Genomic DNA, 13,120 nt, shown 5'->3' with positions numbered 1-13,120 from the left:
CTGGATGAGCTGTCTGCATTCTCGCCCTGCTCAGCAGCTCCGTCAGACGAGGCAAAATTACAGGCCCAGACCTGACCTATCCAGATCCGCTGTAGGCAGAAGAGAAAAAAGCTGGTCGGATCTCAGTCTCGACATTCGTACTGGTGTCAAAGCCAGGGAAGATTGATACAATAAACTCCAGTCTATGGTGTTAGTTAAGATGACCAGGCTATTTCCTATCGTTCGTATGGGAACTTCAGGTTGAAACTTTTTAACAAAGGGCTTAGCATGATACCACAAGCTCGGCAAAAGGAGGATAGCTTTAGCTACGCAAAAGCTCCAAGATAGCCTGGTAGAGGCCTTGAGCATTGATGGCGCCTTGGGGGTAGCACTGGGGGATTGGAAAACCGGGATGTGCCTGGGATACAAGGGTACCAACAGCCCTGCCTTTCCCGAAGCTAATCTAGAGCTGGCTGTTGCCGGAAACACAGAGGTGATCCGCGCTAAGATGCGAGTTGCGGAGTCCCTTGGATTCGCTGACAGAATTGAAGAGGTACCACCTGATGTATCTACTCAGGAATATACCTGGCTTGTTTTTCTATCTGGCCCTGGATCGAGAGAAAGGAAACCTGGCCCTTGCCCGTATTAAGCTGGCTCAAATTGAAAAGAAGCTGACTCTGTAAGAGGAAGTAGAGGTGAAGCCAGAGATCTTAGCTGTACTTAGATGCGGAACCGGGGACTTGAACCCCGATGGCATTGCTGCCACTAGAACCTGAATCTAGCGCGTCTACCATTCCGCCAGTTCCGCAGCGATCTATAAGTCTGCCCAAGAAAAGGGATCCCTGTCAAGGGCAGAGGCAGGTTCTGCAAAGGGATCCTACTCTTATGCTAAGCTCGGCTGCGCACGCAATGGATCCAGAGCGCTAACTTTGGCGGCTTTTACGTTTGTTTGCGAGGGCACCTGCCCCAACACACAGGCGCGGGCGGGATATTTCATCACCCCCCACGGCGAAATTCCCACCCCTTGCTTCATGCCGGTGGGAACTCTGGCCAACGTGAAGACCCTCACCCCTGCCCAGCTTAAGGAAACCGGTGCCCCCATCCTTCTCTGCAACACCTACCACCTCCACCTGCAGCCTGGCGAGAGCATCATCCAAGAAGCAGGGGGGCTACACCACTTTATGGGCTGGCCGGGCCCCATCCTCACCGACTCGGGGGGTTTCCAGGTCTTCAGCCTCAGCGCCATTCGCAAAATTGACGAGGAAGGGGTGACCTTCCGCTCCCCCTACGACGGGCGTCTGGTTCGCTTTACCCCTGAGCTTGCCATTCAAATCCAAAATGCCTTGGGCGCGGACATCATCATGGCTTTTGATGAGTGTCCCCCCTACCCTGCTAGTCCAGAAGCGGTAGCTGCAGCGGTGCGGCGAACCAATCAGTGGCTGAAGCGCTGTGTAGAGGCCCATCGCCGTTCAGATCAAGCCTTGTTTGGCATTGTCCAGGGAGGGGTTTACCCAGAACTGCGCCACCAGGCGGTGGAAGAGGTCTGTCGGTTGGATCTGCCGGGCTATGCCATTGGCGGGGTGAGTGTAGGAGAGCCAGTGGAGCTGATGCACGCCGTGGTGCGGCAGGTAGCTCCTCGACTGCCCGCAGATCGCCCTCGCTACCTTATGGGGGTGGGCACCTATGCTGAGATACGGGCCGCAGTGGCTGCTGGAGTGGATTTGTTTGACTGCGTGATCCCCACCCGTTATGCTCGCCATGGTACGGTAATCAGCCGGGGCAAACGCTGGAACATCAAGAATGCCGAACACCGCCGCAGCCTAGATCCCATTGATCCCGACTGTCCCTGCTACACCTGCCGCCACTTTAGCCGCGCCTATCTGTGTCACCTCATCCGCGCAGGGGAGCTCCTGGGCTACACTCTGCTTTCTATCCACAACATCACTGAGCTAGTGCGCTACATGCAGAAAATGCGCCAGGCCATCCTGGAAGGTAAGTTTCACGAAAATTGGGATCCCTGGAGCTAAGCCGGCCAGAAGTCTCTACCTTGTTTTCAAAGCCCACCGCGGACCTAATCGCCGGCACACCCTGTGCAGGACAGCGTTGTGTCTGCGGCTCAGGCTTTAATGGACTACGCTGAGCGCTACGCTCTGGCCCTAATCTCAACTTTGTAGCTCTGCGCCTATCTTCCGCAGCTGCCTGCCTGCTACTTTGCTCACGGCTCTACGACGCCGCTGCCGAGGCCGAGCTTCTGGAGCAGTTGCAGCAAGTGGTTGAGTCGAGGATTTAGACAGCAGCCTCCTAGATTGGTACGGGCGTTAAAGCTGGCAGGTACGGCGGCTGCGCTCTAGCTCCGGCTCGATCCAGGAGAGGGAGAAGTGACTCACGCAGGACAACTGCGGGAAGCGGCGGGCCAGGGCTGCCATCTGAGTTTCTAGACTGGGGCGGTTTCGCTGCGCTTGTCCCCACAGCCCAGCAATAGCGGGACAAACAAAGGTTTGGGGAGAAGCTACAGCCAAAACTCGCTCCACTTGCTTGACCACACAAGAGCTGTCCTCGCACTTGGCATAGGCCATGGGGTGCCATTCCATGTTTGGATCAAAGCGATCCCAAGGCTGGAGGCGAGCATCAAACCCCTCTCCTACCTTCAGGTTGCCATCGGGGAAAAAGACAGCCCCGCTTGGAATTCCCCTTTTCCAGACGAGCTGGGCAGCTTGTCGAAGGTAATCGAGCACCCCCTGGCGAGCGAACTCAACGCTGAGCTCCCAGAGCTGCTGCTGCCAGCGTACTTGGCGAACGGCGGCAGGAGGGGTGGGCGTGGGAGAAGGAGTGGGAGCCAAGTTGCTCTTCCCTGAATGGGCAGGGGTGGAATGCTGCTCTCCCTGCCGATTCTTGCTTGCTGTGCTCTGGGTAACCCAGGTCGATAGCTCTGGAGAAAATACCCATTCCTCAGTCGCGCTGGGCCTGGGATCCCCTGGCCGACGCCACTTCGGCTCTTCAGAATAGGTGGCATCCAGGTGGAGAACATCCGCTACGGTAATGTAGCCCTGACTTAGGTAACGCTCCAGCAAGGCTCGCCCCGCTGGGTTTTCTGCCAAGTCCAGGTAGGCCTGTCGGGCCCCCTCCCCGTGGATCCACAGATCCCGGACGTTAGTGGCTAGGCTTGAGGCCCCCGAGCCGCGGGGATAGCGAATGTAGTCGAAGAGGATTCCGTCCGGCTGCCGCTGCAAGATCCGGCGGATGAGCTCGGCAAGATCCCGTCGCGCCAGGGGGTGAAAGGGATCCACAAACACTTCATCGGGGCTACCCAAATCTTCGGGGAGGGCTGCTGCCGGATCCAAGAGGGTAGCAAGGCCACGACCGTTGCGGGCCAAGACGGACTGGCGATCCGGGCGCTGACCGTAGCTGTAGCCGAAATTGAGGGAAGACACCCACGCATAAGCCGAAAGCCCCCGCCGTCGCGCCGCCTTGAGAGCCAAGTCCAGCAAATCGGCATTGGGCTGCAGGCTGGGCCAGATCCCTCCTGCCCCATCCGGCAAGATGGAGCGGCCGTCGTGCAGGGTCTCGATAAAGACGCGGTTGTAGCCTAGGTTCACCACTTGGTCGAACACCTGATCCAGCACGCCCGGATTGGCATCACAAGGATGCAGGCGCACCCAAATGGCCTGGACTTGCGGCCAACGGCGGCTGCGGCAGGCGAGCAAGGCAGCGCGATGTTCGGCTAAAACTTGGGTGTATTCGGCCCAAGCCGCATCCGACTGGGCAGCCCGCTGGCGCAGTTGAGCCTTGCGCGCCACTTCCTCCGGTGGCTGGCGGCAGTAGGCGTCAAGCCGAAAAGCCAGGGGAGATCCCCCTGGGAAAGAGAAATGGCCTGGCCACTGGAATTCGGCTTGGGCAGCACTCCTGGGCCCCAGCAGTATCAGGGCGCCAAGCACACCTGCCAGCCAGGGGATTCCGGGTTTTTTCCACTGCTGCCTTGGCAACCCCAACACCCTTAACTCCTACAGAAGCCTTAGCCCCGTCTCTCCCTAGAGATCGGCAAACCAAAGGCAATTGTTCCCGCCTAGCCAAGCCAAAGGACAACACCGCCAGAACTCGATATCCCCCGACTTTCGCATCTTCTGAGGTCAAGACTCAATTCGGTACTTAGCCAACTGCTGTCGAGCTGCCTGCCGCATTACCTCCACCGGCACAGGCTTGCCCCCCAGCCAGAGGGAGAGAGCTTTGGCCCCCTGGTGAACCAGCATCTCCAGACCACTGATGGGGGTGTGGCCCAGCTCAGCCGCCATGCGCAGCAGCGGCGTGGGATCCGGTACATAGATGAGGTCATAAACAACGGCGCCGGCAGGCAATAGGGCCAGTTGTTCCGAGCTAAGAGGGGAAAGTTCAGTAGCAGAGCCCGGCTTCTGCATGCCCACGGGGGTAGTGTTGACCACAAGGCGAGTTTCGGGCAAGCGGCGATCCAGCTCGGCCCAGCTTAGCGTCTCCAGCTGCGGCCAGGTTTGCTGCAGGGCCTGTAACTTCTCAAGGGATCGCCCAGCCACCCGCACTGGCCCCAGCCCCAACTCCAAACAGCCCTGGATGGCCGCCCGCGCCGCCCCGCCAGATCCCAGGATTAGGACAGGGATCCCTTTCTCTAAACCCAGCAAAGGTTGAACAAAGCCGTCGATGTCGGTGTTGGTGCCACCCCAGCCTCCCTCGGGCAAGGCGTAGACGGTGTTCACCGCTCCCACCGCTGCCGCCCGCGTTTCCACCTGGCTAAGCAAAGGCAGAATGGCCTGCTTGTGAGGAATCGTTACGTTAAACCCCCGCACCCCGATGGCTGCAAGCCCTGCCACCGCCACCGCCAAGCGCTCTGCCTTCACGGGAAAGGGCACATAGCAGTAGTCTTCTCCCATGGCCGCCAAAGCGGCGTTGTGCATCGCTGGGGAGAGGCTGTGGGCTACCGGATCCCCAACTAGGCCCAGCAACTGCGTGCTTCCCGAAATGCGTCTTTCCACCCCCACTCCTCCAGGGATTCAAGTCTGGGCTTTTTGACGGCTAGTAGCGGATCTCAAGAGTCACTTGGGCGCGCACTGTCTGTTGTCCCCCTTCTACTGGCGTGGTGGCTGCCTGGAGGCGGGCATACTCCGCTCCACCCATGCCTGCCAGAGGAACCGGGGGTTGGACATAGCTGTCGCTGTGAATCTGGATGCGTTCCACGGAACGGATGCTCAGGTTCAAGGCCCCCAGCACGTCGCTGGCTTGGCGTCGAGCATCTTCCACAGCCTGGGTTAGGGCCCGGCTGCGTGCTTGCAACAGGGCGGCCTCATTGGCTCGGAAGCTGACCGACTCCACCTGGGTGGCTCCAGCAGCCACGGCTTCATCCAGCACTTGTCCTGCTCGGGCTATGGGCACCTCAAATTGGAAGCGGTTTTGCCCCTGGATCCCTGTCAGGCGAGGCGGGCTCTTTTGGTAGTCGTATTGGGGATAGAGGGAAATGCCGGTGGTTTGCAGGGCGCTGACCTGCAGCTCTTTGAGGCGGTTGACCAGCCGCTCCGAACGCTCAGCCAGCTGCTGTTGGACAGATTGGGCCGTATCCCCTTGGATCACTACCCCCAGCCGGATCACCGCAATTGAGGTTTCCACGGCAGCCGATCCCTGACCGGTTACAGTCAACGTTCGGGATCCTTTGTCGGGACTGGCCATCGCTCCTCCATTGCTGCCGACCACACCCCACGCTAACACGGCTAGCGCTAGCCCAAGAGCTAGCCAAGGCGCCCACTTCCTTTTCCAGCTGTTGCCCCCCTTCATTTCTTTCACCCCCCAGGAGTTCAACCGCTCCTCTAGCCGGTCGGACAAAAGCCCCAACCATCGGTTCCCTCACCTCACCCAGACGGTGCGTTCTTGCCCCATCCCTTATCGGCCCAGAGCAGCAGAAGCCAGGTTGCTGCCTATCTCAGCTAAGGGCGCTTCCACCTCTGAGATTCTCGGGCAAGCCGTATGATTTGATTAGGGCAAGGTGGTGGGACTTGAGAATGGCCGAATCAAGACTGCGCAAGCTGCTGCATGATCTTGATGTTGAGCTGCAAAAGGCCTCTGGCTTGGAGGAAAAGCAACGGCAGCAAATTGCCGCCATCTGTCAGGAAGTGGAAGCGCTGCTGGCCGAGATGGGAAGCCAACAAGACCGAGGGCTAAAGGATCGCCTGGAAGAAGCACTGGCCTTGTTTGAAACCTCTCACCCCAACCTCACCCTGATCCTGGAGCAGCTGATCGACACGCTGGCAGGGATGGGTTTGTAGCTCCGAAAGGCAGTGAACAACCGGAGCCAAGGCTGCTTGGATTCGGGTAGAAAAACTGCTGGCCTGGACGCCCGAGCAGAGTGCCGCCAATAGCCGCAAGATCCAAGACCTTCGAGAAAGCCATTCCAAGCTGGCCAAATTGGACCCGCCCCGACTAGGCCCACCTGGTCAAGCAGGCTGAAGGAGAAACTCAGAGGCAGCTCTAATCTTCATCCACTTCTCCCCACTCCAACAAGTGGGCATAAGGAGCCACCAGCTTGGGAGAGTAAAAAGCAACGGCCTGCAGTAGGCGCCAGTCTTCCAGGCAGTCGAAGAGGTTAGGGTACTCGTTGCGCTCCAGCCGCTCTGCAATAGCTGCCACATCAGCTGCAGTGAATTGGCGGGGATCCACACCCTTAGAAGGGGCTTTCACCTTGGGTTGGGCAGGCATAGGCAGCCTGAAACGCTACAAGCCAATCTTAGCCTCTCCTGGTTTCCCACTCCTCGGCTTGCCTAGCGGAGGATCTCAGCGTCCAAAACAGGCTCTGTCTGGGTGACGCGGTAATAGCCGGCCTGAGTACGAACTGAGGCTTGATAGGGGCTAGGCAAATCCAAAGAGCGCAAGGGCGGGATGTTAGTGCGCTGGTTTAGCAAAGCGGTGAAGAAGGCAGTGACTCGCTTGGCCTGGGAGCGCACCACCTCTTCAGGGAAAGCCACTGGATCCACCTCCCTGCCCTTATCCAACAGAATCTCATCCAAGGTATTCCCCACCGGGTAAGAAGGATAGGCAATTTGGCCAAAGACAGCCCTTGCCGGGATCCCGGCGGCTAAACACCCTAGAACCATCGCCAAGGCTAGACGCATGTTCCGTAATTCCCTTTACGCTACAGCTTGTTCCTCAACACGGGAAGATCTGGGCGCTGCCCATCAACCTTTACCCCCGGGGAGCTTACCGCTTGACTGGCAGCTAAGGCGGATTCTACCCAAACTGCCTCGATTGGCAACCGCATACGGATTCCAACATGACAAGGGATCCCAATGCTGACTAGGATCGGGATGCCCTCTTTAGGAAGCGTTGCCTGTGAGTGTTCGCGTTCGCCTTGCCCCCAGCCCAACTGGCAACTTGCACATTGGCACAGCCCGGACAGCAGTGTTCAACTGGCTCTATGCCCGCCGCCATGGTGGCCAGTTCATCCTGCGCATCGAAGACACTGACCGCGAGCGCTCTTCCCCCCGCTACACCCGTAATATCCTCGCGGGGCTAGCCTGGCTGGGGCTGGACTGGGACGAAGGGCCCATTTACCAGTCCAACCGCATGGCGCGCTACCGGGAAGTGGTGCAGCAGCTTCTGGATCGGGGGCTGGCCTACCGCTGCTATGTCACTGAGGAGGAGCTGGAAGCCATGCGGGCTGCCCAAAAGGCCGCTGGCAAAGCCCCCCGCTACGACAACCGCCACCGTTTTCTCACCGAGGCGCAGCGACGGGCCTACGAAGCTGAGGGGCGGCAGCCGGTGATCCGGTTTAAGATTGAGGAGCCGATGGAGGTCTCGTGGGTGGATCTCATTCGCGGCCCCATTACCTGGAACACCCAGGACTTAGGTGGGGACATGGTCATCGCGCGGGCGGATGGCTACCCTCTCTACAACTTGGCAGTGGTGGTAGACGATATTGACATGGGAATCACCCACGTCATCCGTGGCGAAGACCACATTGGCAACACGCCCAAGCAGATCTTGCTCTACCGAGCGCTGGGGCATGAACCGCCGCAATTTGCCCATTCCCCCCTGATCCTAAACCAAGAAGGGAAGAAGCTCTCCAAGCGGGATGGAGCCACTTCGGTAACCGAGTTTCAGCAAATGGGCTTTCTGCCCGAGGCCCTCAAAAACTACCTGGCTTTGCTGAGTTGGTCTCCCCCAGATGGGGAAGAAATTTTCTCGTTGGAAAAAGCAGCTACCCTGTTTGACTTTGACCGAGTCAACCGGGCTGCTGCCCGTTTTGACTGGGACAAGCTGAACTGGATCAACAGACAGTACATCAAGCGGCTTTCGCCAGCGGAGCTGGTGGAGCGGCTTACCCCCTTTTGGCAGGCGGCGGGGTTTGACCTGGGATCGGTGCCCGATTCCAGTTGGCTAGAGGATGTGGCTCGCCTAGTGGCTGACGGCATCGACCGCCTGGCGGAGGCCCCTCCCCTAAGTCGCTTTTTATTCGTAGAGCCCCTTAGCTACAGCTTGCCTGCGCTGGAACAGTTGCGCTTGCCGGGAGTGGCAGAGGCAATGGCAGCCATGGCATCTGCGTTGGCTGCTGCCGAGCTGCCTCAGCCAGTTACTGCTGAGAGCCTGCAGCCACTGGTGGACCAGGTGGCCCAAAGCCAGGGGATGAAAAAGGGCTTGCTCATGAAAAGTTTGCGGGCGGCCTTGACTGGCGAGTTGCAGGGGCCAGATTTACTGACCTCTTTTGCCCTGTTGCACCGGCGAGGCTGGGCCTTGGGGCGGCTGCAGGCAGTGCAGAAGGTGGTGGGCTGACTAGGACGCTGACTGCTCTGCCTTTGCAGGCTTTTGTCAGGGTGGCAATTGTTGCTCTTCTTTGCCACCGGCCAAGCTGTGGATCTGGGCCTGGTACTCAGCTTCCGTCAGCAGTTGCTGCGGCTGCCGATCCAGGAACAACCGGCCCAAGAGGTGATCGTACTCGTGCTGGAAAATTCGTGCTGGGAAGTCCTGCCAAGTCACTCTCTGCCGGACACCTTCTGGGGTGTAGTACTCCACCTCCACCTCGCGGGCACGGGCCACTAGGCCACGGCAGTTGGGCACGCTCAAGCAGCCCTCCCACCCTAGCACCTGCTCGTCGCTCAAGGCCAAGGGGCGGGGGTTGAGCATCACCAGCGGCTCCATTTGGGGAGCGTCGGGATAGCGAGGGTTGGGACGGGAGGCCACAATGATGACCTGGAGGGGGGATCCCACCTGAGGGGCCGCCAAGCCCACCCCCTGGGCCTCTTTCAAAGTGGCAAGCATTTCTTCAATGAGGTTTTGCAAAGCCGGCGTTCCAAACTCAGTGACCGGCTCAGCTACTTGAGTCAGGATGGGATCCCCCAGTTGGCGCAGGCGCAAGGTCATGTTCCCTCCGCAGGCTCTCCAGCATTGGCTAGCGATCTTTGCGGCTGGCTGCTGTCTCCAGAGCGAGCTTGGAGCGCTTTAGCCCCTCTGGGACAGGAATGGGGTAGTGGCCGGTAAAGCAGGCAGAGCAAAAAGAATTGGGATCCTGGCCTGTGGCCGCCAGCATGCCTTCCCAGCTCAGGTAGGCCAAAGAGTCCACCCCGATTTTCTCAGCAATTTCTGCCACCGAATACCTGGCGGCAATCAACTGGTCTTGGCTGTCCGTGTCGATGCCGTAGAAGCAGGGATGGGTAACCGGCGGACTGGAGATGCGCATGTGAACTTCGGTGGCCCCCGCCTGGCGCAGGGCCTTGACGATTTTCTGGCTGGTGGTGCCGCGCACAATCGAGTCGTCCACAATAACAATTCGCTTCCCCCGCAGCACATCTTCCAGGGGGTTGAGCTTCATGCGAATGCCCCGCTCCCGCATCGACTGGGTGGGCTGAATGAAGGTGCGGCCCACATAGCGGTTTTTAATCAGCCCCTCGGTGTAGGGGATCCCTGTCTGGCGGGCATAGCCAATGGCTGCCGGGGTGCCGGAATCGGGCACCGCGATCACCCAGTCGGCCTCTGCCGGAGCTTCCCTGGCCAGTTGTTCTCCCAGCCGCACCCGGTAGGAGTAGAGGCTTTCCCCATGCATGCAACTATCGGGGCGGGCAAAGTAGATCATCTCGAAGATGCACAGTTTAGGGTTGGCCTCCGCCCAGCGCACCGATTGCAGCCCCTGCCGGTCAATCCACACCAGCTCCCCCGGCTCCACGTGGCGCAGGTAATCGGCTCCGATGATATCCAGAGCACAGGTCTCGGAGGCTAAGACATAGTGTAACCGTGGGGCTTCGGGGCAATGAGGGCTGCCCACCATCTGGGGCTGCAGCAGCTCCTGCCTGGTGGGGTTGCTGCTCAAAAACCCCAACACCAGCGGGCGCACGCCGTAGGGATCCCGCGCTCCAATCAGCCCTTCGGGGGTGCCGATGACCAGGCTAAAAGCCCCACGGCAGCGGCGCAGAGCCTGACAGGTGGCTTCTACCCACCCTTGGCCCTGATTGACCGCCTGGGCAATGGCGTGGGCAATGCACTCCGAGTCAGTGCTGCCGGTGAGGTGGCGGTCGGCAGCTTCCAGTTCTCTGCGCAGCTCTTCGGCATTGACCAAGTTGCCGTTGTGGGCCAAAGCCAGCGGCCCCAGGCGGCTTTCCACGATTACCGGCTGAGCGTTGGCCATGCGGCTAGAGCCAGTGGTGGAGTAGCGGGTGTGGCCCACTGCCAAGTCGCCGCTGAGCTGGGCCAGGTTTACCTCGTCGAAAACTTGGGAAACTAGGCCCATCGCCTTGTGTACTCGGCAAAAGGCTCCTTCAAAAGTGGCGATCCCCGCCGATTCTTGGCCGCGGTGCTGCAGGGCAAACAGCCCAAAGTAGGCCAGTCTAGCTACCTCCTCCCCAGGGGCCAAAATGCCAAATACTCCACAGGCCTCCTTGGGCTCCTCCTGGCTGTTCCAAAAGCCGGCAGGCCAGTTCTGCTCCTCTCCCCCCGCTGGAGATGGTCTTGCCCCCGCTTTTGCTGCCATGGATCCTCATCTTGCCGGTTGTACCTACCAGTCTAGCCTGAGCCCAGCCCCTTCCCCCTCGACTGCGCCGGGATGAGCAGGTCACTGCCAAGTTGCTATAGGTCTTTCAGGCCGGAAGAGGGGCTATCGACTTCAATGGGGCCTAGTCCTCTCTTTTGAGCCAGGGTTTGCAGCTCTTGAACCAACCGTTGATCCTGGGAGGCGGTTCGAGCTCCCGACTCAGCAGCCCATGCCTTCAAGTCTTGAATTTGGTCGCGGGCAATGGCGGCTAGGGGGACGGTTTGGCGAATGGCCACCAATCAGCCAAGGGATCCCGGCAGGAAACACAAGCAGGGTAGACAGATAGGTATGGGGTGTTACGGCGGCCAAACCACTCGTAGCGGTGATCCCGGATCTGTTCGTAGCCTCGATCCCCTAGAAGCTTCAAGCCAGGAAAGTTGCGGTACAGAGCCAGCCACAGCTCCCCACCCGGCAAAAGGGCGGCAATTTGTTCAATGGCAGCGGATCCCTGCCAGCGGCGCTCTGGGTGCTCCAGATCGATGAGAATCATCCCCAGCTCCACCTGCTCCGGTGGGATCCCCCATTGAGCCAGGGTAGAAGCATCTTGCATGGGGGCATAGCAAAACTGCCGTCCGCGATCCAGTTGCTCCAAGAGCTGAACGCCGGTGGCACAGAGGTTGCAGAGGCCGTCGTAGATAACCATGTAGGGCATGGTGGGATCCCTTAGGCAGGCCGACCCAAAATTTGGGCTTGGTACTCTGCCTCTGTTTGCCGCGACAGAAATAGCCGGCCCATGAGGCGATTGTATTCGTGCTGGAAATCGGCTAGGCTTGGAGGATGGGCTATTTTCTCACCAGCCAACGCAACAAAGCCAGCCAGCTAGCCCATAGGCTGGATCTAGCTGGCTCCCTCTTTTTTTTTTATCATCTGGCTTTAGCCAAGGGGTTGTAAGAAAATCCTGCGACCAGCTGTAACAGGGCTGGGCTGCCGGGGTCAGCACCTGAGAAGCGCCTTTAGCTCGGCGCAACCAACAATCCCGAACGGCTACCAATTTGGTTTGGAGGATAACGATGCGCATTGCCCAAATTGCCCCGTTGCACGAAAGTGTACCCCCCAAGCTCTACGGCGGCACCGAGCGGGTGGTCTCGTGGTTAACTGAAGAGCTAGTGCGGCGCGGGCACGAGGTGACTCTATTTGCTAGCGGCGACTCTCAGACCCAGGCTCGCTTGATCCCTTTCCGGGAGCGGGCTTTGCGCTTGGATCCCACGGCCATTGATACGGTGGCTCCCCACATCTTGATGGTGGAGAAGGCCTTTCAGATGGCCAACGAGTTTGACATTATCCATGGCCACATCGACTACTATCCCTACGCCCTGGCCCGCCGCCACCCTCAAGTTTCTTTTTTGGCCACTCTACACGGGCGACTGGACATTCCGGAGCTGCAGCCTCTCTACAGCGAGTTTCAGGACATTCCGGTGGTCTCCATCTCTAATGCTCAGCGGCGGCCGCTGCCCCAGGCGCGCTGGGTAGGGACGGTCTACCATGGCTTACCCCTGGATCTCCACCGTTTCTACCCAGAAAAGGGGGATTACCTGGCCTTTCTGGGCCGGGTCTCGCCGGAAAAAGGGTTGGACACGGCCATTGAAATTGCCGCGCGGGCAGGGATGCCGCTGAAGGCTGCTATCAAGATCGACGCGGTGGATCGCCAGTACTACGAGCTAGAAATTAAGCCTCTGGCTAGCCGCCATCCCAATGTGGAGATCATTGGGGAAATCACTGACCAAGAGAAAAACGAGTTCTTAGGCAAGGCCTACGCGGTGCTGTTTCCCATCCGCTGGCCGGAGCCCTTTGGGCTGGTGATGATTGAAGCCATGGCCTGTGGCACGCCGGTGATTGCTACTCGCTTTGGCTCGGTGCCCGAGGTGATGGCCGACAGCCGCTCCGGCTTTATTGTTGACTCCGTGGAAGAGGCAGTGGAGGCCTTGGAAAAGGTGGGATCCCTTGACCGAGCTGGGGTGCGGCAGGTGTTTGAGGAGCGGTTTAGCGTCGAGAGGATGGTGTCGGAATACGAGGCCCTCTACAACCAGTTGGTGAACGAGCGGCAGGAGCGCTCGAAGAAAGCCACCCCTGGCCTGTCAACTCTGCCCAGTTAAAGCTTGAGCTAGCTGCGAG

The 13,120-nt window shown here is 59.3% G+C and carries 14 protein-coding genes and 1 tRNA gene; 4 read left to right on the top strand and 11 right to left on the bottom strand.

What is annotated here, in order from left to right; translation table 11 throughout:
- Nucleotides 1-704 precede the first annotated feature (704 nt).
- Nucleotides 705-787, bottom strand: a tRNA-Leu gene (locus tag NW860_RS09500).
- 121 nt (nucleotides 788-908) lie between these two features.
- Between NW860_RS09500 and tgt the strand changes: the two genes are divergently transcribed.
- On the top strand, nucleotides 909-2,006 hold the full coding sequence (gene tgt / locus NW860_RS09495; RefSeq protein ID WP_414425318.1) for a tRNA guanosine(34) transglycosylase Tgt: 1,098 nt from the start codon (nucleotides 909-911) through the stop codon (nucleotides 2,004-2,006).
- A gap of 291 nt (nucleotides 2,007-2,297) precedes the next feature.
- Here the strand turns inward: tgt and NW860_RS09490 are convergent, their stop codons facing one another.
- The 3 genes from NW860_RS09490 to NW860_RS09480 all read right to left on the bottom strand — a co-directional run bounded on the left by NW860_RS09490 (nucleotide 2,298) and on the right by NW860_RS09480 (nucleotide 5,667).
- The gene (locus tag NW860_RS09490; RefSeq protein ID WP_414513837.1) at nucleotides 2,298-3,914 is read right to left on the bottom strand and encodes a hypothetical protein; all 1,617 of its coding nucleotides are present in this window, start codon (nucleotides 3,912-3,914) and stop codon (nucleotides 2,298-2,300) included.
- A gap of 192 nt (nucleotides 3,915-4,106) precedes the next feature.
- Nucleotides 4,107-4,979 (bottom strand): shikimate dehydrogenase, encoded by an 873-nt coding sequence (locus NW860_RS09485; protein ID WP_414394341.1) that lies wholly within the window; start codon nucleotides 4,977-4,979, stop codon nucleotides 4,107-4,109.
- A gap of 40 nt (nucleotides 4,980-5,019) precedes the next feature.
- The gene (locus tag NW860_RS09480) at nucleotides 5,020-5,667 is read right to left on the bottom strand and encodes an SIMPL domain-containing protein (RefSeq protein WP_414513834.1); all 648 of its coding nucleotides are present in this window, start codon (nucleotides 5,665-5,667) and stop codon (nucleotides 5,020-5,022) included.
- A 329-nt stretch (nucleotides 5,668-5,996) separates the two neighbouring features.
- Here NW860_RS09480 and NW860_RS09475 point away from each other — a divergent pair, with 329 nt between their 5' ends.
- Entirely contained in the window at nucleotides 5,997-6,260 is a 264-nt protein-coding gene (locus NW860_RS09475) for a DUF4404 family protein (protein WP_414404779.1), read from the top strand.
- Between the two features lie 202 nt (nucleotides 6,261-6,462).
- On the opposite strand, the gene NW860_RS09470 is transcribed toward NW860_RS09475, so the two are convergent.
- Both NW860_RS09470 and NW860_RS09465 read right to left on the bottom strand, forming a co-directional pair.
- Nucleotides 6,463-6,690 carry a DUF2555 domain-containing protein gene (locus NW860_RS09470; RefSeq protein WP_414394335.1) on the bottom strand — a complete coding sequence of 76 codons (228 nt, stop codon included), beginning with the start codon at nucleotides 6,688-6,690 and terminating at the stop codon, nucleotides 6,463-6,465.
- Between the two features lie 62 nt (nucleotides 6,691-6,752).
- Entirely contained in the window at nucleotides 6,753-7,103 is a 351-nt protein-coding gene (locus NW860_RS09465; RefSeq protein WP_414513832.1) for a hypothetical protein, read from the bottom strand.
- Between the two features lie 217 nt (nucleotides 7,104-7,320).
- On the opposite strand from NW860_RS09465, the gene gltX reads away from it, so the two are divergent.
- Nucleotides 7,321-8,760, top strand: coding sequence for a glutamate--tRNA ligase (gltX, locus tag NW860_RS09460; protein ID WP_414513830.1), 1,440 nt, complete (start codon nucleotides 7,321-7,323; stop codon nucleotides 8,758-8,760).
- A 36-nt stretch (nucleotides 8,761-8,796) separates the two neighbouring features.
- Here gltX and def read toward each other — a convergent pair whose 3' ends face one another.
- From def to NW860_RS09435, 5 genes are all read right to left on the bottom strand, one after another.
- Nucleotides 8,797-9,348 carry a peptide deformylase gene (def, locus tag NW860_RS09455; protein WP_414394330.1) on the bottom strand — a complete coding sequence of 184 codons (552 nt, stop codon included), beginning with the start codon at nucleotides 9,346-9,348 and terminating at the stop codon, nucleotides 8,797-8,799.
- 28 nt (nucleotides 9,349-9,376) lie between these two features.
- Nucleotides 9,377-10,834: an amidophosphoribosyltransferase gene (gene purF, locus NW860_RS09450; RefSeq protein ID WP_414513905.1), complete on the bottom strand. Its 1,458-nt coding sequence runs from the start codon at nucleotides 10,832-10,834 to the stop codon at nucleotides 9,377-9,379.
- Between the two features lie 209 nt (nucleotides 10,835-11,043).
- Complete coding sequence (locus NW860_RS09445; protein ID WP_414513828.1) at nucleotides 11,044-11,244, bottom strand: hypothetical protein; 201 nt, start codon at nucleotides 11,242-11,244, stop codon at nucleotides 11,044-11,046.
- Entirely contained in the window at nucleotides 11,217-11,660 is a 444-nt protein-coding gene (locus NW860_RS09440; RefSeq protein ID WP_414513826.1) for a thiol-disulfide oxidoreductase DCC family protein, read from the bottom strand. Before NW860_RS09440 ends, NW860_RS09445 begins: the two co-directional genes overlap by 28 nt.
- A gap of 11 nt (nucleotides 11,661-11,671) precedes the next feature.
- Nucleotides 11,672-11,809, bottom strand: a complete 138-nt coding sequence (locus NW860_RS09435) for a hypothetical protein (protein ID WP_414513824.1) — start codon at nucleotides 11,807-11,809, stop codon at nucleotides 11,672-11,674.
- 209 nt (nucleotides 11,810-12,018) lie between these two features.
- On the opposite strand from NW860_RS09435, the gene NW860_RS09430 reads away from it, so the two are divergent.
- On the top strand, nucleotides 12,019-13,101 hold the full coding sequence (locus tag NW860_RS09430; RefSeq protein ID WP_414410359.1) for a glycosyltransferase family 4 protein: 1,083 nt from the start codon (nucleotides 12,019-12,021) through the stop codon (nucleotides 13,099-13,101).
- The last annotated feature ends 19 nt before the right edge of the window (nucleotides 13,102-13,120 follow it).

Source organism: Synechococcus sp. F70.1 (assembly GCF_047502745.1).
GTDB lineage: Bacteria > Cyanobacteriota > Cyanobacteriia > Thermostichales > Thermostichaceae > Thermostichus.
This window is presented reverse-complemented; position numbering and strand designations above follow the sequence as displayed.